Source organism: Micromonospora sp. NPDC005291, assembly GCF_040607415.1.
Lineage (GTDB): Bacteria > Actinomycetota > Actinomycetes > Mycobacteriales > Micromonosporaceae > Micromonospora.
Genome location: NZ_JBEXGR010000004.1, coordinates 94,230 through 116,402 on the forward strand (window position 1 = coordinate 94,230; position 22,173 = coordinate 116,402).

At 72.4% G+C, this 22,173-nt stretch carries 15 protein-coding genes; 5 read left to right on the forward strand and 10 right to left on the reverse strand.

Annotated features, from left to right (window positions below; genetic code table 11):
- Positions 1-210 precede the first annotated feature (210 nt).
- Positions 211-1,257, reverse strand: coding sequence for a hypothetical protein (locus tag ABZT18_RS07080; RefSeq protein ID WP_354995694.1), 1,047 nt, complete (start codon positions 1,255-1,257; stop codon positions 211-213).
- Between the two features lie 39 nt (positions 1,258-1,296).
- Between ABZT18_RS07080 and ABZT18_RS07085 the strand changes: the two genes are divergently transcribed.
- The gene (locus ABZT18_RS07085; RefSeq protein ID WP_354995695.1) at positions 1,297-1,914 is read left to right on the forward strand and encodes an NUDIX hydrolase; all 618 of its coding nucleotides are present in this window, start codon (positions 1,297-1,299) and stop codon (positions 1,912-1,914) included.
- Here ABZT18_RS07085 and ABZT18_RS07090 read toward each other — a convergent pair.
- Positions 1,883-2,974 carry a sugar phosphate nucleotidyltransferase gene (locus tag ABZT18_RS07090; protein ID WP_354995696.1) on the reverse strand — a complete coding sequence of 364 codons (1,092 nt, stop codon included), beginning with the start codon at positions 2,972-2,974 and terminating at the stop codon, positions 1,883-1,885. The two genes, ABZT18_RS07085 and ABZT18_RS07090, sit on opposite strands and share 32 nt — an antisense overlap.
- Positions 2,975-3,037: 63 nt before the next feature.
- A complete protein-coding gene (locus tag ABZT18_RS07095) occupies positions 3,038-4,183 on the reverse strand; it encodes a glycosyltransferase family 1 protein (protein WP_354995697.1) in 1,146 nt (381 codons plus the stop codon).
- Between the two features lie 149 nt (positions 4,184-4,332).
- Between ABZT18_RS07095 and ABZT18_RS07100 the strand changes: the two genes are divergently transcribed.
- Complete coding sequence (locus tag ABZT18_RS07100) at positions 4,333-5,022, forward strand: TIGR03089 family protein (protein ID WP_354995698.1); 690 nt, start codon at positions 4,333-4,335, stop codon at positions 5,020-5,022.
- A 195-nt stretch (positions 5,023-5,217) separates the two neighbouring features.
- Here the strand turns inward: ABZT18_RS07100 and ABZT18_RS07105 are convergent, their stop codons facing one another.
- Both ABZT18_RS07105 and ABZT18_RS07110 read right to left on the reverse strand, forming a co-directional pair.
- Positions 5,218-7,227, reverse strand: a complete 2,010-nt coding sequence (locus tag ABZT18_RS07105) for an acetoacetate--CoA ligase (RefSeq protein WP_354995699.1) — start codon at positions 7,225-7,227, stop codon at positions 5,218-5,220.
- A 142-nt stretch (positions 7,228-7,369) separates the two neighbouring features.
- Positions 7,370-7,888 (reverse strand): hotdog domain-containing protein, encoded by a 519-nt coding sequence (locus ABZT18_RS07110; RefSeq protein ID WP_204943434.1) that lies wholly within the window; start codon positions 7,886-7,888, stop codon positions 7,370-7,372.
- A 23-nt stretch (positions 7,889-7,911) separates the two neighbouring features.
- On the opposite strand from ABZT18_RS07110, the gene ABZT18_RS07115 reads away from it, so the two are divergent.
- Entirely contained in the window at positions 7,912-8,583 is a 672-nt protein-coding gene (locus tag ABZT18_RS07115; protein ID WP_354995700.1) for a hypothetical protein, read from the forward strand.
- A gap of 38 nt (positions 8,584-8,621) precedes the next feature.
- Here the strand turns inward: ABZT18_RS07115 and ABZT18_RS07120 are convergent, their stop codons facing one another.
- Positions 8,622-9,842 carry a multidrug effflux MFS transporter gene (locus ABZT18_RS07120; RefSeq protein WP_354995772.1) on the reverse strand — a complete coding sequence of 407 codons (1,221 nt, stop codon included), beginning with the start codon at positions 9,840-9,842 and terminating at the stop codon, positions 8,622-8,624.
- A 438-nt stretch (positions 9,843-10,280) separates the two neighbouring features.
- The gene (locus ABZT18_RS07125) at positions 10,281-11,450 is read right to left on the reverse strand and encodes an acyl-CoA dehydrogenase family protein (protein WP_354995701.1); all 1,170 of its coding nucleotides are present in this window, start codon (positions 11,448-11,450) and stop codon (positions 10,281-10,283) included.
- 250 nt (positions 11,451-11,700) lie between these two features.
- On the opposite strand from ABZT18_RS07125, the gene ABZT18_RS07130 reads away from it, so the two are divergent.
- Complete coding sequence (locus ABZT18_RS07130; RefSeq protein ID WP_354995702.1) at positions 11,701-13,128, forward strand: UDP-glucose/GDP-mannose dehydrogenase family protein; 1,428 nt, start codon at positions 11,701-11,703, stop codon at positions 13,126-13,128.
- Positions 13,129-13,277: 149 nt separating this feature from the next.
- Positions 13,278-18,164, forward strand: a complete 4,887-nt coding sequence (locus ABZT18_RS07135) for a permease (RefSeq protein WP_355250772.1) — start codon at positions 13,278-13,280, stop codon at positions 18,162-18,164.
- Positions 18,165-18,296: 132 nt separating this feature from the next.
- On the opposite strand, the gene purE is transcribed toward ABZT18_RS07135, so the two are convergent.
- The 3 genes from purE to ABZT18_RS07150 form a co-directional block, all read right to left on the reverse strand.
- Entirely contained in the window at positions 18,297-18,788 is a 492-nt protein-coding gene (gene purE / locus ABZT18_RS07140; protein WP_354995773.1) for a 5-(carboxyamino)imidazole ribonucleotide mutase, read from the reverse strand.
- A gap of 32 nt (positions 18,789-18,820) precedes the next feature.
- Complete coding sequence (locus ABZT18_RS07145) at positions 18,821-19,996, reverse strand: 5-(carboxyamino)imidazole ribonucleotide synthase (protein ID WP_354995704.1); 1,176 nt, start codon at positions 19,994-19,996, stop codon at positions 18,821-18,823.
- 123 nt (positions 19,997-20,119) lie between these two features.
- Positions 20,120-22,165 carry a thioredoxin domain-containing protein gene (locus ABZT18_RS07150; protein ID WP_354995705.1) on the reverse strand — a complete coding sequence of 682 codons (2,046 nt, stop codon included), beginning with the start codon at positions 22,163-22,165 and terminating at the stop codon, positions 20,120-20,122.
- Positions 22,166-22,173: the final 8 nt, after the last annotated feature.

Below are 22,173 nucleotides of genomic sequence, written 5' to 3' on the forward strand. Positions count from 1 at the left end.
AGCCTGAACTGAAAAACCTCGACGTCGCCGGGGCCGGTTCGGCATGCTTCCAATGCCCGAACACGGTGCTGGCGCGTCCTGAATGCGCCCGGCGCCAGGGGCACCGGGACCGGGGAGACCCGGTGATCGGACGGCACCACGAGGGTCTGCGGCCCTTGCTCCGCAGAGGTGCCGTCCGGTCATCCCGTCCCGCATCACCACCCGCCCGGCTCAGCCGACCCAGAGCGCGACCCGGTGGTCCTCGTCCGTGACGTAGAACGGGCGCCCGTCCAGCTCGGCCAGCCCCTCGACGTGGTGGAACGGCGCCAGGTCCGCCACCAACGTACCGTCGAGCCGGTACGCGTCGCTTGCCGCAGCTTCCGGAAGCCAGAAGGCGACGTGTCGAGAGGTGACGTCACCCCCGCCCGGATGGTCGTCGAGCAGCACCGACCCCTTGCCCAACGCGTCGATCGAGCCGATCACGGCCGCGTACCCGCCGTCCGACGTCGGGGTGATCGCGCGGAACCCGGTCAGCTCCCCCGGCGGCGTGACCCCGGACAGCACGTACGCGCCCAACGCCCGAGGCCACGCCCGCTCCGCCGCGAACATGGCCGGCACATCGGCCACCTCGACCAGGATCGGCTCACCGCCCTCGGTGACCGGGAAACGCAGCCCGAGCAGCACCGTCCCGGCCGGAGTGAAGGCCGCCGCCTCCACGTTCACCGGCAGGTCGTCCGGGGCCAGCCTGCTCACCCAGCTCTTCTCCCGGGTGGTCCCCCTCGCCAACGTCTCCACGATGAACCGGGCCCGCACCCGGTCCCCCGGCGGCAGCAGGGTCAGCGGCGACCCGGCGAGGGCGTCGTTCACCGCCCGGTGCAGCCGGAACGAGTTGCGCACCACATGCACCGGCACCGGCCCGGTCGCCGCGTCGTCCTCCCGGAACCGGGCCACAAATGCGCGCCGGGGGCGCAGCGGGCCAGCCTTCGAGCCGAAGTGGGAGCCGAAGACGTACACCCAGCCGTCGTGGTGGGCCAGCGCCTCACCGTCCTCGGTCCGCCCGTTCTCCACACCGGCGTCCGCCACCACGTGCCGGGCCGTCCACTCGCCGTCGTCCAGCTCCAGCAGAAGCGCCAGGCAGTGCTCCACCGGCCCCTCGTCCAGCACCGTCCAAAAGCCCCGCCGGGCGCCGTACGCGCGCAGCAGCACCGCCGACCGCACCGGCAGCAGATCACTGGCCTCGTTGCCGGCCACCACGAATTCGACGAGTCGCAGGGTCACCGAGCCAGCGTACGGAGCACATGCTCGTACAGTGGCGGGGTGCCCGACACCGCGATCACCGGAGCGACCGCCCACCCGACCAGCCCCGAGGGGTACGCGGCGCTGCACGCCGACGCCACGGCGCTGCTCGAGGGCTGGCAGCCCACCAGCCCGAACTCAGCCGTCGCGCGGGACCGGACCCTCCGGCTGCTCGGCGCCGGTCCGGTCACGATGAGCCGGCAGCACCGCCCCGGGCACATCACCGCGAGCGCCTTGGTGTTGGACGCCACCGGCACACGGGTGCTGCTCTGTCTACACGTAAAGTTCGGGCGTTGGGTGCAGCTCGGCGGGCACTGCGAGCCGATTGACCAGACCCTGGTCGCCGCCGCGCTCCGCGAGGCCACCGAGGAGTCCGGGATCCCCGGCCTGCGCATCGACCCGGTCCCGATCGACGTGGACGTGCACCCGGTGCAGTGTCAGGGCGGATCCCTGCACCACGACGTCCGGTTCGCCGTGCTCGCCCCACCCGGAGCGGTGGAGCAGGTCAGCGACGAGGCCGAGGAACTGGGCTGGTTTCCAACGGACCAACTGCCCGAGCCGCTGGCCGGCGGGACCGTGCAACTGGTCGCGCCGGCCCTCGCAGCCCTCAGACGTAGCCCTCTTCGCCCCGCTCCTTGAGCTCGTCGACCAGGGCCTTGACGTCCTGGGCCCGGTCGCGCGGGCAGACCAGCACCGCGTCCGGGGTGTCCACCACGATCAGGTCGCGCAACCCGAGGACGGCCACCAACCGACCGGACTGCGGCACGACCACCAGGTTGGCGCTGTCCCGCAACAGCACACCCGGCTTGGCGTCAGAGCCGAGCACCACGTTGCCCGCGGCGTCGGCCGGCAACACGTCGCCCAGGGTGTGGAAGTCGCCGACGTCGTTCCAGCCGAAGTCGCCCGGCACGGTCGCGACGCGACCCGCGGTGGCCGCGCCCTCCATCACCGCGTAGTCGACGGAGATCTTCTGCAGCGTCGGCCAGATCGCGCCGAGCACCTCGTCCTGCTCCGGGGTGCCCCAGGCGGCGGCGATCGCGGCGACGCCAGCGTGCAGCGCCGGCTGCTGGCGGGCCAACTCGGCGAGGAAGACGTCCACCCGCCACACGAACATGCTCGCGTTCCACAGGTGCCGGCCCGAACGGACGTACGCCTCGGCGACCTCGGCGCCCGGCTTCTCCTTGAACTCGGTCACCTGCCGCCACGGCGAACCCTCGGTCTCGTCGCCGGTCTCCAGGTAGCCGTAGCCGGTCTCCGCCCGGGTCGGGGTGATCCCGACGGTCATCAGCATGCCCTGCTCGGCACCGCGGACCGCCTCCTGGACCGTGCGGACCCAGCTTCCCGGGTCGCGGATCAGGTGGTCGGCCGCGAAGCTGCCCATCACCGCGTCCGGGTCGCGTACCGCGATCACCGCCGCGGCCAACGCGATCGCCGCGCAGGAGTCCCGTGGGGAGGGCTCGACCAGGATGTTCTCCTCGGGCAGACCGGTCAGCTGCCGGGCCACCGCCGCGACGTGCGCGGCACCGGTCACCACCAGGGTCCGATCCGGTGTGGTCAGCGGCGCGAGCCGCTCCACGGTCGCCTGGAGCAGCGAAGCGCTGGTGCCGGTGAGCGGGTGAAGAAACTTGGGGTGGCCGGCGCGGGACAACGGCCACAACCTCGTGCCGCTGCCACCTGCCGGAATGACCGCATAAAGCATCCGCACATCATGCCTGACGAACCCGCCCGGAGTGGCACGGGTCACGCCAGGGGGCCTGGACGGTCACGAACGGGCGCGACTCCAGGCGGCGATGTGCACCTCGGCGCTGGACTCCCAGGTGAACTCCTTGGCCCGGTCGAACCCCGCCTTCGCAAGCGACAGCCGCCGCTGCTCGTCGTCGAGCAGGGCTGCCAGGTCGGTGCCGATCTGCTCCGGGTCCTCCGAGGTGTACGCGACGGCGTCGCCGCCCACCTCGGGCAGCGAGAGCCGGGGCGTGGTCAGCACCGGGGCGGCGCACGCCATCGCCTCCAGGATCGGCAGCCCGAACCCCTCGCCGTAGGACGGATAGGCGGCGACCAGCGCGCCACCGAGGAAACCAGGCAGGTCGGCGTAGCGCAGGTAACCGGGGCGCAGCAGGCGCAGGTGCGACGGGACCTCGGCCACCGCCCGGTCGATGTCGTCGTCGTGCCCCTGCCCACCGGCGATCACCAGGGCCGGTGGGTCGGCCCGGTCGGCCACGGCACGCGCCCAACCACGGATCAGGTTGGGCACGTTCTTCCGCGGCTCCTTGGCGCCGAGGAAGGCGACGTAGCTGCTGTTGCCCAGCCCCAGCCGGGCACGTACGCGGGCCTTCTCCTCGTCGGTGGGTGCGTGGAAGGCGGCCTGGTCGACACCGTGGTAGGCGACGTCGATCCGGGTCGGGTCGGCGTCGAGCAGCCGGATCAGCTCGTCCCGGGTGGCCTTGCTGGGCACGATCACCCGGTCGGCGCGACGCAGTGAGGTCTTGATGGCGCTGCGGAAGAACGTGCGGCGGGACTTGTCGTAGTGCTCCGGCTCGGTGAAGAACGTCGCGTCGTGCACGGTGACCGTAACCGGGCAACCGGCCCGCAGCGGGCAGGTGTAGAAGGGCGAGTGCAGCACATGTGCGCCGACCTGCTGAGCGAGCAGCGGCAGGCCCGTCTGCTCCCACGCGAGCCGCGCCGGGCGGTGCGCCACGGCGGCCGGGGCGGGAATGATCTCCGCCCCGGGCAGCATCCGCGTGTAGCGCTCCTGGTCGGTGCGGAGGCTGACCACGGCCAGATCCACCCCCGAACCGCACACCTTGCCGAGGGCGCCGAGCAGACCGTCGACGTATCGACCGACACCACCGCGGTCGGCGGGGACACTCGTGGCGTCGATGAGCACGCGGGGCGGGCGACCGGCGGTCACGGGGCGACTCCTCTGGCATTCTGTGGGGAACAACACTCCGGGGGCAAAGCCTACGCCGGAGTACGGGGCCGACGCTGACTGCGACCCGACGGTACGCCGAGTTGTCATCGTCTTCGAGTACGGCCCGCAGGGGCGTATCGTTCGCGCCGATGGCCGACAATATTGCCCGGGTGTTCGCCGACGCGATCGCGACCGACCCGACCCGACCGATGCTCACCTGGTACGACGATGCCAGCGGCGACCGCACTGAGCTCTCCGGGGCCACACTGGCGAACTGGGTGGCGAAGACCGCCAACCTTCTCGTCGACGAGGTCGGCCTCGCCCCGGGCACCACAGCCGGCGTGCTGCTGCCGCCACACTGGCAGGCCGCGGCGGTGCTGCTGGGTTGCTGGTCGGCCAAGCTGAGCGTCGTCGACACAGCGAGTGACGTGGATGTGCTCTTCGCCGCCGCCGACCGGCTGGACGAGGCGCAGTCCTGGCCGGCCGACGAGCGGTACGCCCTCGGGCTGGCCCCGCTCGCCGCACCGCTACGGCAGGTGCCACCCGGGTTCGCCGACTACGTGGTCGAGGTACGCCGGCACGGCGACCACTTCACCCCGCAACCCGGGCCGGGCCCCACCGACTATCACCTGCTGGCCCGCGCACAGGCCCGCGCCGCCGAGTTGGGCATTCTTCCCGGCGCCCGGGTCCTCGTCGACGCCGCCCGACACCCCGACCCGGTCGACTGGCTGCTGGCCCCACTGACCCAGGCGGCCACCGTGGTCCTCTGCGCCAACCTGGACCCAGCCCGCCTCCCCACCCGCCTAACCACCGAAAAAGTCACCCACCCCGTCCCGTAACCCCCCGCCACGCCCGCGCCCGCCCTCTGCTCCCCGCGCCCGCCCTCTGCTCTCGCGCCCGCCCTCTGCTCTCGTCGATCTAGGGCATATCGCTGTGATCGGAGATCATCCGACGACGATATGCCCTAGATCGACTGGGCGGGGCTGGGGGCGGCGGGGGCGGGGGGCGGGGCGAGGGCGGCGGGGGCGGCGGGGTTAGGCGGGGGTGTTGTTGGGGGTTCGGCTTTGGGCCAGGGCGGCGAAGGCCGTCAGGGACTCGGGGTTGGCCAGGGCGCCCTTGGCTGCGGCCTGATCGACCGGAGTGCCCGTGAGGATCTTCTTGACCGGCACCTCCAGCTTCTTCGCCGACAGGGTGCGGGGCACCGAGCGCACCTGGTGAATCTCGTCGGGCACGTGCCGGGGGGAGAGCGCGGTCCGCAGTTCGCGGCAGATCTTGGCGCGCATCGGGTCGTCCAACTCCAGGCCCTCGGCCAGCACCACGAAGAGCAGCAGCTCACCGGCGCCGCCCTCGTCGTCCTCCAGGTGTACGACGACCGAGTCGAGCACCTCGTCCAGCCCCTCGACCACCGAGTAGAACTCGGCGGTGCCCAGCCGCACCCCACCACGGTTGAGCGTGGCGTCGGAGCGTCCGGTGATCACGCAGCCGCCCCGCTCGTTGATGGTGATCCAGTCGCCGTGCCGCCAGACGCCCGGGTAGACGTCGAAGTACGCCTCCCGATAGCGGGTGCCGTCCGGGTCGTTCCAGAAGCCCACCGGCATGCTCGGCATCGGCTCGGTGATCACCAGCTCGCCCAGCTCACCGATGACCGGGGTGCCGTCGGCGGAACGGGCCTCCACCTTGGCGCCCAACGCCCGGCAGGCGATCTCACCGGCGTACACCGGCAGCAGCGGCACCCCGCCGACGAAACCGGTGCACACATCGGTGCCTCCGGAGAGTGACTGGAGCTGGAGGCGGTCGCCGACGGTCTCGTACACCCAGCGGAAGCCCTCGGCGGGCAGCGGCGCACCGGTGGAACCCACACCGCGCAGCGCCGACAGGTCGGCGACGTCCCGGGGCACCAGCCCGGCCTTGCGGCAGGCCAACAGGAACGGCGCGGAGGTGCCGAAGTACGTGGTGCCGGTCTCCGCCGCCAGACGCCACAGCTCGCCCAGATCGGGTTCAGCGGGCCGGCCGGGCTCCGCCCGAACCGCCGGGTTGCCGTCGAACAACACGATGGTCGCGCCCACCGCCGGGCCGGACACCAGGAAGTTCCACATCATCCAGCCGGTGGTGGTGAACCAGAAGAACCTGTCGGCCGGGCCCAGGTCGTGGTGCAGGGCGAGCATCTTCAGGTGCTCCAGCAGGATGCCGCCGTGGCCGTGCACGATCGGCTTGGGCAGCCCGGTGGTGCCCGAGGAGTAGAGCACGTACAGCGGGTGGTCGAACGGCACCGGCGTGAACGTCAACGGCTCGTCGGTGGGCGCGGCCAGCTCGGCCCAGCCCAGCGTCCCCTCCTCCGGGGCGTTCGCCGGGTCCAGGTACGCGATGCTCACGGTGTGCCGCAGCGACGGCAGAGCGGCCCGGATCGCGGCGACCTCGGCCCGCCGGTCCACCGGCTTGTCGCCGTACCGGTAGCCGTCCACGGCGACCAGCACGGTCGGCTCGATCTGCTGCCACCGGTCAGTGACACTGCGGGTGCCGAACTCGGGTGCGCAGGACGAGAAGGTCGCGCCCAGGCTTGCCGTGGCCAGCAGCAGGACGTACGTCTCCGGGATGTTCGGGGCGTACGCCGCCACCCGGTCACCGGCGGTGACGCCGAGCCTGCGCAGCCCCGCCGACACCCGGCGGACCTGCTCGCGCAACTCCCCGGCGGTCAGCGTGACCGGTGGTCGCGTCTGCCCGTGCGCGATCACCACCGGGTCGTCGTCGACACGCCCCGGCATCCGCAGCACGTTCTGGGCGTAGTTGAGCGTGGCCCCGGGGAACCAGCGGGCGCCGGGCATCCCCCGGTCGACCAGGGTGGCGGTCGGCGGGGTGTGCGCGATCACCTCGAAGTAATCCCAGATCGAGCGCCAGAACCCGTCCAGGTCGGTGGTGGACCAGCGCCACAGCGCGTCGTAGTCGGCGAAGTCCAGCCCACGGTGCTCCCGCAGCCAGCGCAGGTAGGCACCGATCCGGGACCGCTCGCGTACGTCCGCTGGCGGCGCCCACAGCATGTCACCCACTGTTCCACCCTCCCCTGGCCCGGCACGACACTGTGAATGGGCCGTGGCGCCATCTTGCCCTACCTCGAAGCGCCATTCTGCGCACCGGGTCCGCCGATCGACGCGTGCCCGGCCCACACTCCACCTGGCCAAGCCATGTGGTTCAGCCGGCGCGGTGGGCCTGGATGGCCCGGCGACGGGCGAGGCGGTGCGCGCGACGGATCTCCGCCTCCTTGTACCGGCGCTCGTCCTCCGCCGTCTCCGGCAGCACCGGCCGGACCACCCGTGGTGCCCCACCCACGTCCACGCCGACGAAGACCAGGTACGCGGTGGCCACCCGGACCGGCGCGTCCTCGGCCGAGTCCCATCGCTCGGCGACCACCCGCACGCCCACCTCCATCGAGGTCTGACCGGTCCAGTTCACCTGCGCGTGTGCGTGGACAAGGTCACCGACCCGGACCGCCTCGGAGAAGACGATCTCGTCGATCGCCGCGGTCACCGCCGTCCCGCCGCTGTGCCGGGCGGCAGCGGCCCCCGCCACGTCGTCGACGAACTTCATCAGAACCCCGCCGTGCACGGTGCCGTACAGGTTCACGTCCACCGCGGTCATAATCTTGCTCAGCGTGACGCGTGAGTACGACGTCGGCTTGCCGATCGGAGCGGCGGAGAGGTGCTCAGTCATGCCGAAAACGGTACGGTGCGCGGATGCGACATCTCTGGAGCTTCCTCGCCGGGCTGGTGGTGGCGCCCATCACCTGGGTGTTGGTCACACTGGGGCAGGACGGGTCGAGCCGGACGGTCGACCGCTGGGTGGAGATCGGCACCTTCAACACCGCCAACCTGATCGAGCCGGCCGTGTACCTCGGTGTCGGCGGTGTCCTGCTGGGCCTTCTCGGCACGCTGCGCTTCTCACCGCTGGGCCCGCTGGTGGCCGGGTTGCTGCTGGTCATCCCGTACGTCGGGATGTTCGTGGCGCCCTTCGCGGTGCGGGACGCGATCCCGCAGGGGTGGAAGGTGCTCGGCGATCCGTTGCCGCTGCGGCTGCCCGTGGAGAACGGCACGCTCTTCCTGATCGGCCTGCTGCTGCTGATGGCGACCTTCAGCGGGCAGCGTTGGCGGCAGTGGCCGCACCCGGCGGCCGAGCCGACCGCGGCGCCGGTCCCCGCGCCCGAGCGAGGCCCCGGCAACGACGACTTCACTCTGACCGACTGGCCGTCCCCCGCGCCCGCGGAGCGCGACAACGCGCCCCTCACCCTGGGTTACCCCGCCGATCCGACACCGACCGAGCCGCTGCCCCGCCGGGTGGGTGGCGAGTCGCCCTGGTCCGCCCCACCGCGCGGTCAGCCGCGCCCCGAGGACACCACCGAGATCCGCTGATCGTCGGGGGCGGGCCGGGTAACCGGCCCGCCCTCTCTCTAGTGCAGCGCGACCGCCAGGTCCGGGTCACCCGTGCCGAGGCTGGAGCGGGGAACGACGAGGAGCATGACCGCCAGCGCGGCGGCCATGCCGCCCGCGATGACGATCGCCATCGGTACGCTCCCGGTGCCCAGCAACCCCACCAGGGGTGCGGACACCGCGCCGATGCCGAACTGCACGGCGCCGAGCAGCGCGGCAGCGGTCCCGGCGGCCTCGCTGTGCCGGGTCATCGCCAGCGCCGGCGCGTTCGGCATGGCCAGGCCCGTCGCGGCCAGGACCAGCCACAGTGACGCCAACAGGGCGCCCAGGCCACCGAACCCGGTCACGGCGAACATGACCAGCACCAGCCCGGCCGCCGTTCCGGCGATCAGGGCGCTGACCAGGATCTGTTGCGGGGTGAAGCGGCGCAGCAGCCGAACGTTGAACTGGGTGGCTGTGATCAGGCCGACCGAGCCCGCACCGAAGGCCAACCCGAACTCCTGCTCGTTGAGGCCGTACTGGTCCTGCAGCACGAAGGACGACCCGGAGACGTACGCGAACAGGGCGGCCATGGCCAGCCCGGCGACCAGCACCAGACCGATGAAGGCCCGGTCGTTGAACAACCGCCGGTAGTCGCGCAGGGTCGCCCCCACCCCGCCACGCCGTCGGCGAGCCACCGGCAGGGTCTCCGGCAACCGGAGCGCGGCCACGACGGTCAGCAGCACGCCCAGCACCGCCAGCGCCGCGAAGACACCCCGCCATTCGGTCCAGCGCAGCACGCCGCTGCCCAGGGTCGGCGCGAGAATCGGCGCCAGGCCCATGACCAGCATCAGCCGGGAGAAGATCCGGGCGAAGGCGGCGCCGCTGAACAGGTCGCGCACGACGGCGGTGGCGACCACGGTGGCGGCCGCCACCCCGAGACCCTGCAGTACGCGCAGCGCGCCGAGCACGCCGATGCTGGGTGCGAACACGCACAGCACGGATGCCACGACGTGCACGGCCAGCCCGGCGAGCAGGGGTTTGCGTCGCCCGACCACATCGGAGAGCGGCCCGATCAACAACTGGCCCAACGCGAGGCCGACCAGCGTGCCGGTCAGCGTCAACTGCACTGCGGTCTCGGTGGTCTGGAGACCCGCCGTGATGGCGGGCAGCGCCGGCAGGTACATGTCGATGGTCAACGGCCCGATCGCAATCAACGCACCGAGCACGAGGACGAGCTGCACCCGCTGACGGTTGGTCATCAGGTCGCCGGGCAGCACTTCCTCGGTCGTACGCGGGTCTCCCTTGCGGGTGCCGGGTCCGGTCTTGTCCACCAACTGCTTCATTGTCTCAATCTCTCTGCGGAAGCTGGCGCATCGTCACGTGCGACCGGTGAGGCGTCACCGCACCCCCGGTTGCGGCGGGCACGGTGTGGGCTTGCCCGACGGTGGGCAGCGAGAAGTGACGAGGCAGGGGTCACGGCGGGGGTGGCCGGATGAGGCGATCGTCCGATGAGGTGATTCTCTCGCTCGCCAACGCCCTGAGGGCGTATGACGTTCCCGGTGTGTGGGGGGTCACGCCACACACCGGTCTCACCCGCACCCGCACGGACAGCCCTCGGCCAGGGACGAGACGTCCGCGGCCCGGCATGCCGGTTACGGCACACCGGGCCGCGGACGGCGTCTGACCGGAGGGACGACCTAGACGACGTCGGCCAGCAACTGCCGGGCCATGACGATCCGCTGCACCTGGTTGGTGCCCTCGTAGATCTGGGTGATCTTGGCGTCCCGCATCATCCGCTCGACCGGGTAGTCACGCGTGTAGCCGTACCCGCCGAGCAACTGCACCGCGTCGGTGGTGATCTCCATGGCGGCGTCGGAGGCGAAGCACTTGGCCGCCGCGCCGAAGTAGGTGAGGTCCGCGTCGCCACGCTCGGACTTGCCGGCCGCGGCGTACGTGAGCTGACGGGCGGCCTCCAGCTTCATGCCCATGTCGGCGAGCATGAACTGGATCCCCTGGAACTCGGCGACCGCCTTGCCGAACTGCCGACGCTCGGCCACGTACCCCTTGGCGTAGTCGAGCGCGCCCTGCGCGATCCCGACGGCCTGGGCGGCGATGGTGACCCGGGTGTGGTCCAGGGTCTTCATCGCGGTGGCGAAGCCGGTGCCCTCCGCGCCGATGATCCGGTCGGCCGGGATCCGGACATTGTCGAGGTAGACCTCTCGGGTGGGCGAGCCCTTGATGCCGAGCTTCTTCTCCGGGGCGCCGAAGCTCACCCCGGCATCGGACTTCTCGACCACGAAGGCCGAGATGCCCCGGGAGCGGGCAGCCGGATCGGTGACCGCGAAGACGGTGTAGAACTCGGACACACCGGCGTTGGTGATCCAGCGCTTCACGCCGTTGAGGACCCAGTGATCCCCGTCACGCACCGCCCGGGTCGTCATCGACGCCGCGTCGCTGCCCGCCTCCGGCTCGGAGAGGCAGTACGAGAACATGGCGTCGCCCGCCGCGACGGGCGTCAGGTAGCGGCGCTTGAGCTCCTCGGAACCGGACAGCAGCAGCGGCATCGTGCCGAGCTTGTTCACCGCCGGGATCAGCGAGGAGGACGCGCAGGCCCGAGCCACCTCCTCGATCACGATGGCGGTGGCCAGCGCGTCCGCGCCCGCCCCGCCGTACTCCTCGGGGATGTGCGGGGCATGGAAGTCGGCCGCCCGCAGCGCGTCGTAGGACGCCTTGGGAAACTCCCCGGTCTCGTCGGCCTCGGCGGCGTGCGGAGCCACCTTTGCGGTGCAGACCGCACGCACCGCCTCCCGGATCGCCTCGTGCTCCTCAGGCACCCGGTAGACGTCGAACGACTCCCCTACGGCCATCTCGGCCCTCCCCTTCACCGCTATCATGCGCAGTCTGTAGCCTTCCGTGGCCGCCGAGCGCGCAGACTGAAGGATAACTACTGCAGTTCAGGTGATGTTACCGGCGCGTAGGTATGGGCATGACGGAGCACCCACGCCGCTGGGCGATGATGGAAGACAGACGACAGAGCCACCCCTCCGGTGCCCGCCGAGGCGCCGCAGAAGGACGCGACGCGACGACGCGCCGCCTTTGCGAGCGGAGAAGACAGGCGTGACGATCCCCTACCCCACCATCCAGCCGACCCCCACCATCGCCGCAGTGACGCCTCCTTCGGGCGCACCCCGGCCGCGGGTGACGTTCCTGGGAACCGGTTACCTCGGTGCGACGTACGCCATCTGCTATGCCGAACTGGGGTACGAGGTGCTCGGCTTCGACGTCGACGCCGACAAGATCGCCATGCTGAACGCCGGTGAGGTGCCAATCCACGAGCCCGGCCTGGATGAGCTGCTCCGGCGCAACCTCGCCGCCGGCCGCCTCCGGTTCAGCACCGACATCGCCGAGACCGCCGAATTCGGTGACGTGCACTTCATCTGTGTCGGCACCCCCCAGCGGGTCGGCGGGATGGGTGCTGACCTGTCGTACGTCGAGGCGTCGGTGACCAGCCTGGCGCAGCACCTGACCCGCAAGGCTCTGATCGTCGGTAAGTCCACGGTGCCGGTGGGCACCGCCGAATGGGTCGAGCAGCTCGTCGGCAAGCACACCCCGAACGACCTGGGCGTCGAGGTGGCGTGGAGCCCCGAGTTCCTCCAGGAGGGGTTCGCCGTCGACGACGTCCTGCGCCCCAACCGGATCGTGGTCGGTGTGAAGAGCGAGTGGGCCAACGGCATGCTCTACGCCGCGCACAAGGGCGTGTTCGACCTGGCCGCCACCGAGGACCGCGAGGTGCCCCTGGTGGTCACCGACTTCGCCACCGCCGAGCTGGTCAAGGTCGCCGCGAACGCCTTCCTGGCCACCAAGATCTCCTTCATCAACGCGATGGCCGAGGTCTGCGAGGCCTCCGGTGGCGACGTCACCCAGTTGGCCCGCGCGATCGGTTACGACCCGCGGATCGGCAACCGGTTCCTCCAGGCCGGCCTCGGCTTCGGCGGCGCCTGCCTGCCCAAGGACATCCGAGCCTTCCAGGCCCGTGCCCAGGAGCTGGGTGCCGGCGAGGCGCTGCGCTTCCTGCACGAGGTCGACCTGATCAACCTGCGCCGCCGCAACCGGGTGCTCCAGCTCGCCGCGGACCTGCTCGGCCGCCGCTCCGGTCCGGCCGGCCCGGACTTCTCCGGCACCCGAATCGCCGTGCTCGGTGCCACCTTCAAGCCCAACACCGACGACGTCCGCGACGCTCCGGCGCTCGCCGTCGCCGCGCTGCTGCACAAGGCCGGCGCCGAGGTGCACGTGTACGACCCGCAGGGCACCGAGAACGCCCGCCGCGCGGTTCCCGAGCTGACCTACGAGACCGGCATCAACGAGGCGGTCTCCGGCGCCGACCTGGTCTGCGTCCTCACCGAGTGGGCCGACTTCCGCAACGCCGACCCGGTCGCCCTTGGCGAACTGGTCAGCGGCCGCAAGGTGGTCGACGGCCGCAACTGCCTCGACTCGGCACTGTGGACCCAGGCCGGCTGGGAGTACCGGGGCATGGGCCGCCCCTGACGGAACGGACCTCACCGGCCGGCCACCGAGCATTTCGGTGGCCGGCCGGTGTCGTTGTTTGCCCCGGACCCGCCGACAAGAGTCGAAATCCGCGCCAGCTTTGGGCATGCTGCGAGAGTGGGAGTCCACAGTGCGGGTGGAGGGGTGTCGTGGCGACCTTTCAATGCTCCTCGTGCGGCCGGGAGATCAAGCCGGCCGTCCGGTGTCCGCACTGTGGGGCTGATCAGCCGCAGTGGGCCGAGCACCTGGCGGATATCGAGCGTTCGATCGCGGAGATGAAGGCGCGCGATGCCGCCATCGCCCGCGAGCAGCGGCAGATCGCCGCCAAGATGCAGGCCGCACTCTTCCAGCGGGACATCCTCGCCCACGCCGGTGAGGAGCGACTCAAGCAGGCGACCCGGCCACGTCGGGTGCTACGCCGCCGCCCCGGCCGGCGGCCACCGACCGCCACCACCGGAGCGCCGCCCCGGGTGCCCCGCCAGGGCGCTCCGTCCGCCCCGGAGGACCCGCCGCCACCTCCGCCCCGGGCGACCTGGCTGGACGCGGACGACCCGGAGCACCCGCCGGAGGCCTCGTCGCGCGAGGTGCAGAACATCCCCCTCGGCCTGGGCGCGCTGCTGCTCGGGGTGGCCGCGGTGGTCTTCGCCGCGGTGGCGACCAGCTCGATGGACGCGCTGGCCCGGCTCGGCATCCTGCTCCTGGCCACCGCGCTGATGCTGCTCGCCCCGCCAGCGCTGGCCCGGCGCGGGCTCACCTCGACGGCCGAGACCATCGCCGCGGTCGGCCTGCTGCTGGTGCCGCTTGCCGGCAATGCCCTCTGGGCGGTGGACCGGATCGGCAACGGTGGCGCCTCCGCCGCGATCTTCGCCGGGGTGATCTTCGCGATCACCGCCGCCGTCGCACTCGGGTACGCCAGCTGGACAGGCCTGCGCGCACCCCGCTTCGCCACCGTGCTCGCCGCGCAGCCGGTGCTGCCGCTGCTGGCGTACGACCAGATCACCGGGCCGGGCGGCTGGGCCCTGGTGCTGGCCCTGGTCGCCCTCGTCGACCTCTGGCTGGCCCGCTCCGGCGTGGTCGTGGAACGCCCCGTCCGGCAGGACCTGCCAACGCCGGGCACCCCGCCGGCGCCCCGCCAACGCAGCACCGAGAGCCGACCGGAGGGCGACCCGGAGGAGGCCGCCGAGCTGATCGACGCCAGCGTGGGTTCCGCCGACACCCAGCCGACCCGCCCGGTACCCGGGTTGCGTGAGCTGACCTGGTTGCTGCACGCGGTGGCGGTCGCCGTCGCCCTGGCGTACGCGGTCACCGCTCTTCTGCGGGCGCAGACCGTGCCGACCGCGAGCGGCGCCGGTGTGGTGCTCCTGCTGGCCGCCGCGGTCGGTCTGGCCGGCGCGCTGGTGCTGCGTCGCCCGCCGCTGCCCGACGTCGCGGCCGGCATCGTCACCCTGGCCGTGATCGGCGCATTCAGCCGAATCGCCTCGGTGGCTCTTCCCGGCCGGGCGTTGCTGCTGATCGCGGCGGTCATCACGGTGACCGGGCTGGCGGTGCGCGCGGTCCCCGAGGCGGCCCGACGTGGCCCGCAGATCGCCTCGGCGGTGGCGCTGACCGTCAGCGGTCTGGTGGTCGCCGGAGGCGCGCTACGCGCCGGGGTGGCACCGGTCCGGGCGGCACTTCCCGCCTGGGGTGCCGACCTCGACCGGTATCCGGCCGAATTGGCCGCCGCGGTCGGACCGACCACCTGGCAGCTCGCAGGCGCCGCATTCCTGCTCACCATCGCTGCGGTACTGGCGCTGCCCAGGGAGATCCGCCGCGAATTCGCGGTCGCCGGCGCGGCGCTGACCGCGCTCGCCGTTCCGGCGTCGTTCGGTCTCGGCTGGGTGACGGCACCCTGGCCGATGGTGATCACCGCGATCGGCATCGGGGTCATCGGGCTCTCCGCGCGCACCGTCCGAGCGGCGGTGGCGCACGCCGTCGGGGCGGCCGTGGTGGGCCTGTTCGGCGCGGGCGTCAGCCTGTCCAGCCCCACACTCACCGCCGCGGTCCTGCTCAGCCTGTTCGCGGCCGGCACGTTGGTCGCGCTGGCACCCCGGGTCCGGATCGCCTCGGCCGCCTCCGACACGGTCACCGCGTGGGCCGCCGGAGGTGCCGCGTTCGCGTTGCCCGGGGCGGTGGCCGCGTTCGTGGCAGCCACCATGCCGACCGACCCGACCCCCACCCCGGCCAGCCTCCGGGAGGTGACCGTCCCGGTCCTGGCGGCCAGCTTCCTGGCGGTCTGCGTGACCCTCGGCTACGCCGCCGTGGTGCAGGTCTCCCAGCGCCGCATCCCCGCGCCCCTGTCGGTCGGCACCGGGCTGGGCGCGCTGATGGTCACCGCCGCCGCGTTCGGCGCGCCCGGCGCGACCGTCGCCGACGCCTGGGTGGGTGCGCTGCTGCTGGTCGCGGCGGTGCTGCTCTTCCTGGCCCCGTCCATCGACGCCGGCCGTCGTGCCGACCTCACCCTGGACGGTTCGGACCTGGCCGCCGCGGCGGTCACCACCGCCCTGATCGCCACGCTGGTGCGGATCGGGGCGGTGCTCGCCCCGGGCGGGCAGCTGGCGGTGGCCGCCGGCCTGGTTCTCGTGGTCGCCGTGGGTGCCCGCGCCATGCCGGAGGAGTGGCGACGCGGGCCGATCCTCGGCCTCGCCGTCGGCGGCGTCCTCATCGGCGTCCTCGCCGGATGGTCGGCGTTGCGCGGTGGGTTCGGCGTGCTGGCCACCCCCGGCCCGATCTGGAACGGCGACCTGAGCGGCTGGCCGGCCGCGCCCGTCGGCGGTGCCACCTGGCAGGCACCGATCGCGCTGGCGCTGTTGGCTCTCGCCGCCGGCATCCTGCTCCCGCCGCCCTGGCGCTGGGATGTGTCCGGTGTGGCGGTGGTGCTCGCCACGATCGGCGCGCCGGCCGCCTTCGATCTGGCCTGGTGGTCGCCGGTCCTGGTCGGCGGCATGGTCGCCACCCTCTACGGGATGGCTGCCGTGGCCACGGAGGAGGCGCGCGCCGGGCTGTCCCGGGCCACCGTGGCCGGGGTGGTCGCACTGCACGCCGCCGGAGCCGGCCTGGTGCGGCCGTGGACCACCGCGCTGGCGCTGGGCAGCATCGCGTTGATCGGCGTGGTGGTGGCCACGCTGGCCCGCGTCCTGGCCGGCCCACAGGTGACCGACATCGAAACCGAGGGGATGCCTCCGCACCTGGTGCAGATCGGTGGCGCGGCGATCGGTGCCGCGCTGCTGGCCCTTCCCGGTGCGGTGGCGGCGTTGTCCGCCGAGTTCGAACACTCTGCGCAGGTGGTCCTGACCGCCGCGCTGGCCGCGTCCAGCCTCGGCCTGGCCGCCGTGGCCGCGGTCCGCCGGCAGGTGCCGCAATATCTGCCCTGGGTCAGCGTGGCGGTGGTCGGCGGGGCCACCATCAGTGCCCTCGCCGCCATCCCCACCGGCCTCCCCGCGGGCGTCTACGCGGCCGCCGCCGGCCTGCTCGGCGTGCTGGCCGAGCTGATCCGAGGGGCGACCGTGCCGCCGATCGGCTCCGCCCAGCCGGTCCGGCGCTGGGCGGTACGGCTCGACGGCGCGCTACGGCGACTGCCGGACGACCCGGACCGACGGCGGTGGCGCGTCAACCCGGCTGCGGGCGCACTGGCCGCGGCGGCCCTGCCGACCGCCCTGGCACTCGCCTCGATCGCACCGGCCCTGGTCACCGCCCTGGTCGAACCGCACCGCACGCTGACCCGCATCTGGCAGGGGCCGCCACCGGAGCTGCTCACCCCGCCCTCGGACGTGGTGAACCCGACCCATGTGCTGACGGCGTTGCTGCTCACCGCGACCGCGGCGCTGGCCGCCACCGGGTTCAGCGGCGGGCGGCGGTCCCGTGCCGTGCCGGTGGTGCTGCCGGGTGCCGCCGTCACGCTGCTGATCGCGCCCATCGCGCTGGGCTGGGGCTGGCCTGCGAGCACCGTCGCCGCGCTCTCCGTCTTCACCATCGCGATGCTCGGCCTCGCACTGACCCCGCCGCCGCCGCTGGTCGAGCCGGCCCGTTCGCTACGGCTGGCCCGGGTGCTGGTGTTCGTCATCGGGTTGGCCGGCGGCAGCGCCGGGCTGGCCGGCAGCCTGGCCGACCGGCAGCTGACCCTGTTCACCCTCGGCAGCGCGGTCGGCGTGGGTGCGGTCGCGGCGCTGTTCGGCACCACTCAGCGGGCGCGCATCCTCGGCTGGCTCTTCGCCTCGCTGATGGCGCAGCTCTTCGTGCTCACCGCCGGCCTGGTCGCCGGCCTGGCCCCGGTCTGGTCCGCGTTCGGGGTGCTGGCCGTCGGTGCTGTCCTGCAGGTGCTCGCCGCGACCCTGCCCCGGTTGCGCCGTCCCGAGGCGCAGCGCGAGGCCGCCACGGTGGAGTGGAGCGGATACGCCGCGGCGCTGATCGCCCTCGCCCTCGCCTTCGACTCACCCCGGCACATCGCCGCCCTGCTGGCCGCCTGGGGCGCGGTCCTCGGCGTGGCGGCGACCCGAGCCGGTCGCCGGCCGGTGGAACGCCGGATCCTGTTCTGGGCGGTGGTGGTCTGCGAGATCACCGCGTGGTGGATCCTCATGCGAGTCGCCGACGTGGCGCTGCCCGAGGCGTACACGCTGCCGTTCGCCGCGCTGGCCCTTCTGGTCGGAGTCCTGGAGCTGCGCCACCGACCGGACATGAGCAGCTGGGTGGCGTACGGGCCGGCGCTGGTCGCCGCCTTCGTGCCGACGCTGGCGATCGTGCTGGCCACCGAGTCCAGCACGCTGCGGCAGATGCTGCTGCTGCTCGGCGCGGTCGCGGTGCTGATCTTCGGCTCGTCCAGCCAGCAGCAGGCTCCGGTGATCGTCGGCGCGTCGGTCACCGCGATCCACGCCCTGTTCAGCCTCGGCCCGTGGCTGGCGCTGATCCCGGTGGGCATCCTGCTACTCGTGCTCGGTGCCAGCAACGAACGCCGCCGCCGCGCCCAGGAACGCCTACAGACGGCGCTACGCGGCATGAGATGAACCGGCGGGGCAGGCTGCCGCCGCCGCCCGCGTCGATCATGGAGTTGTGGTGGGGGACAAAAAACTCTAAGAATCCCTTTTCGGGCACCATAACTTCATGATCGACCCCATTGAGGGCCGGGGTCGCGAGGGCTACCGGAGGGTTGCCTGGAGGGCTGCTTCCTTGGTGGCTACCAGCTTTTCCAGGTCCTGCTGGTAGGTCGTCATTCTTGCGCGCAGGTTCTCGTCGTTGGCGCCGAGGATTCGCACGGCGAGCAGGCCGGCGTTGCGGGCGTTGCCGATCGACACGGTGGCCACCGGGACCCCGGCCGGCATCTGCACGATGGACAGCAGCGAGTCCATGCCGTCGAGGTGCTTCAGCGGCACCGGCACACCGATCACCGGTAGCGGCGTCACCGAGGCGACCATGCCCGGCAGGGCGGCAGCACCACCAGCCCCGGCGATGATCACCTTCAGGCCCCGGTCGGCGGCGTCACGGCCGTACTCGATCATCGCGACCGGAGTCCGATGTGCCGAGATCACCCGCACCTCGTACGCCACACCGAAGTCGTCCAACACCTCGGCTGCGGCCCGCATGGTCGGCCAGTCCGAGTCGCTGCCCATGATCAACCCGACCGTGCTCACTCGGGCCCCCTCCTCGTTCACGACAGCGTGGCTCACTCGTGCCCCTCGCGCAGCCAACGCGCGGCCCGCGCGGCCCGCGCCCGTACGTCGTCCAGGTCGTCGCCGAGCACCGTGACGTGCCCGATCTTCCGACCGGGTCGCACCTGCTTGCCGTAGAGGTGCACCTTGGCACCCGGCTCGGCGGCGAAGAGGTGGTGCAGCCGCTCGTCGATCGAGATCCCGCCCGGCTCGCCGCCGAGCACGTTCGCCATCACCACGATCGGCGCGGTCAGCGCGGTGTCGCCCATGGGGTAGTCCAGCACCGCCCGGAGGTGCTGCTCGAACTGCGAGGTCCGGGCACCCTCGATGGTCCAGTGCCCGGAGTTGTGCGGGCGCATCGCCAGCTCGTTGACCACGATCGCGGGCCGGCCGGCGTCGTCGCGCACCTCGAAGAGCTCCACGGCCAGCAGACCGACCACGCCGAGCGCCGTGGCCAGGTCGATAGCGAGTTGCTGGGCGGAGACCGCCAGCTCCTCGTCCAGGCCGGGCGCCGGGGCCAGCACCTCCACGTTGATGCCGTCGGACTGCACCGTCTCGACCACCGGGTACGCGGCCACCTGGCCGAAAGGCGACCGGGCCACCTGGACGGCCAACTCCCGGCGCAACGGCACCCGCTCCTCGACGATCAGCCGGGTCCCCCCGGCGAGCAGCGTGGCTGCCAGCTCGGTGGCCTGGGCGGCGTCGTCGACCATCCAGACGCCCCGGCCGTCGTAGCCACCTCGGGCCGCCTTGAGCACCACCGGCCAGCCGAGCTGCTCGCCGAAGCGGACGAGGTCGGCGGGCTCGCCGACCGGCCGCCACGCCGGGTTGGGCGCACCCAGCTCGGTCAGGCGTTCCCGCATGACCTGCTTGTCCTGGGCGTGCAGCAACGCGTCCGCCGGCGGGTACAGGGTCACCCCTTCCGCGGCCAGCGTGCGGATGTGCTCGGTGGGCACATGCTCGTGGTCGAAGGTGACGACGTCGGAGCCCTTGGCGAAGGTACGTAGGGCGGCCAGGTCGGTGTGGTCGCCGTACTGGACGTCGGCGGCGACAAGCGCCGCACCGTCGTCGGGGGCGGTCGCGAGCACACGCAGTGACTGGCCGAGGGCGATCGCGGCCTGATGGGTCATCCGGGCCAACTGGCCACCACCCACCATGCCGACAACAGGCAGACCGGTACGGGAATCCATAGCGCGGCCAGCCTATCCGGGACGCCGACGCGCCCACCCGGAGGGCCGGCGGCCCGCCCGGGAAGCGCTGGACGGACCGCCTGGCGTGCGGCGCGGACAACTACCGGGCGCTACCTCGGACGATCAGCCGGCTCCACCGAGCTCGGCGACCAGGTCCTCGACGGAGGTGACCGGCCGCTGGCAGACGAACCCCCGGCAGACGTACGCGGCGGACCGCCCGTCGACCAGCGGCCGGTCGGCGAGCAGCGGCACACCGGGCTGGTCCGGACGCCCGGCCACCACCACCGCCCCCGGCGGGGCGTGCCGGCGTGCCGCGGTCACCAGGGGGTCGCCGGTCGGGTCGTCGGTCACCACGGCGATCTCGTACGGCCCGGAGAGCAACGCCTCGCCGGTCATGGCCGCGTACCCGGTGAACCGGGGGTGCTGTCCGACGATCGGCGCGACCGTACCGAGTGCCGCCTCGGCGGCCTCCCGGTAGCGCGTCTCCCCGGTCAGCGCCGCGTACGCCACCAGGCCGGCGATCAACGCGGACCGGCCGGACGGGGTGGCGTTGTCGGTCGGGTCGGCCGGCCGGGCGACCAGCCGCTCCGCGTCGTCAGCCGTGTCGTAGAAGGCGCCACCCGGCGCGGCGAAGTGCTCCAACGCGGTGTCCAGCAACCCGCCGGCCAGCGTGAGCCAGCGACCCTCGCCGGTGAGCTGGTGCAACGCGCAGAAGGCCTCGGCCACACAGCCGTAGTCCTCCAGGACGCCAGCCGGCTCGCCGACCCTGCCATCCCGGGAGACCCGGCGCAGCCGGCCGTCCACCAGGTGCACCGTGGCCAGGTGCTCGGCGGCATCGCGCATCGCGCCGTCGGCGACGATGGTCACGCCGTCCATCAGGTTGGCGTCCTCGTCCTGCGGGGACGCGTACAGCGCGGCGACCTGCTGGAACTCGACGATGGCGGTGATCGCCAGGCCGTTCCAGGCGGCCACCACCTTGTCGTCGCGGGCCGGCTGCGGGCGGGTGTCCCGGGCGCTGAGCAGTTGCCCGACCACCTGCCGCCAGCGGGCGCGGACCTCGGGCGCGGCATCGTCGACGTCCCGGGCGAGCCGGAGCACGCTCGTACCGTGTTCAAAGGTTCCGTCATCGGTCACGGTGAACAGGTCGGCGGCGAACCGGCCGTCCTCCTCGCCCAACGCCTCGACGAGTTGGGCGGGCGTCCAGGCGTAGGTGAGCCCCTCGACGCCCTCGGTGTCGGCGTCCAGCGCGGACGCGAAACCCTCCCCCGGCCGGTGCAGCTCGTCGGCGAGGAACCGGGCGGTGTCCCGAGCCACCCGGCGGGCCAGCGGGTCGCCGGTGAGCCGCCACAGCTGGGTGTAGAGCCGGAGCAGCAGCGCGTTGTCGTAGAGCATCTTCTCGAAGTGCGGCACCGTCCAATGCGCGTCCACCGAGTACCGGGCAAAGCCGCTGGCGAGCTGGTCGTAGATGCCGCCACGGGCCATCGCCTCGGCGGTGTGCCGGGTGATCTCCAGGCTGCGCGGGTCCCCGGTGCGTTGGTGGTGGCGCAGCAGGAAGAGCAGGTTCATGTGTGGTGGGAACTTCGGGGCGCCGCCGAAGCCACCGTTCGTCTCGTCGTACTCACTGGCCAGCTTGGCGGCCGCGGCGTCGAGCAGCGGGGCGTCCAGCGGGGCGGTGGGGCCACCCACGGCCTGCGCGCCGCCGATCGCCTCGACCACCGCGGCACCCTGGTGCAGCACCGCTTCGCGCTGCTCCCGCCAGGCGGTGGCGACCGACTGGAGCAACTGGACGAAGTTGGTTCGAGGGAAGTAGGTGCCGCAGAAGAACGGGGTGCCGTCCGGGGTGGCGAAGACGGTCATCGGCCAACCGCCCTGGCCGGTCATAGCCTGGGTCGCGGTCATGTAGACCGCGTCCACGTCCGGACGCTCCTCACGATCGACCTTGATCGACACGAAGTTGTCGTTCATGAGGGCGCCGACCTGTTCGTTCTCGAACGACTCGTGCGCCATGACGTGGCACCAGTGGCAGGCCGCGTAGCCCACCGAGATGAGCACCGGGACGTCTCGCCGTTTCGCCTCGGCGAACGCCTCGTCCGACCAGGGCCACCAGTCGACCGGGTTGCCGGCGTGCTGGAGCAGGTACGGGCTGGTGGCGTCGACGAGTCGGTTCACCCGACGAC

Bases quoted from the DNA above. Each gene is read 5' to 3' on its own strand.
- ABZT18_RS07125 (WP_354995701.1), bottom strand. From the start codon at position 11,450: ATGGCCGTAGGGGAGTCGTTCGACGTCTACCGGGTGCCTGAGGAGCAC.
- ABZT18_RS07145 (WP_354995704.1), bottom strand. From the start codon at position 19,996: ATGGATTCCCGTACCGGTCTGCCTGTTGTCGGCATGGTGGGTGGTGGC.
- ABZT18_RS07110 (WP_204943434.1), bottom strand. From the start codon at position 7,888: ATGACTGAGCACCTCTCCGCCGCTCCGATCGGCAAGCCGACGTCGTAC.
- ABZT18_RS07120 (WP_354995772.1), bottom strand. From the start codon at position 9,842: ATGACCAACCGTCAGCGGGTGCAGCTCGTCCTCGTGCTCGGTGCGTTG.
- ABZT18_RS07115 (WP_354995700.1), top strand. From the start codon at position 7,912: ATGCGACATCTCTGGAGCTTCCTCGCCGGGCTGGTGGTGGCGCCCATC.
- ABZT18_RS07100 (WP_354995698.1), top strand. From the start codon at position 4,333: ATGGCCGACAATATTGCCCGGGTGTTCGCCGACGCGATCGCGACCGAC.
- ABZT18_RS07090 (WP_354995696.1), bottom strand. From the start codon at position 2,974: ATGCTTTATGCGGTCATTCCGGCAGGTGGCAGCGGCACGAGGTTGTGG.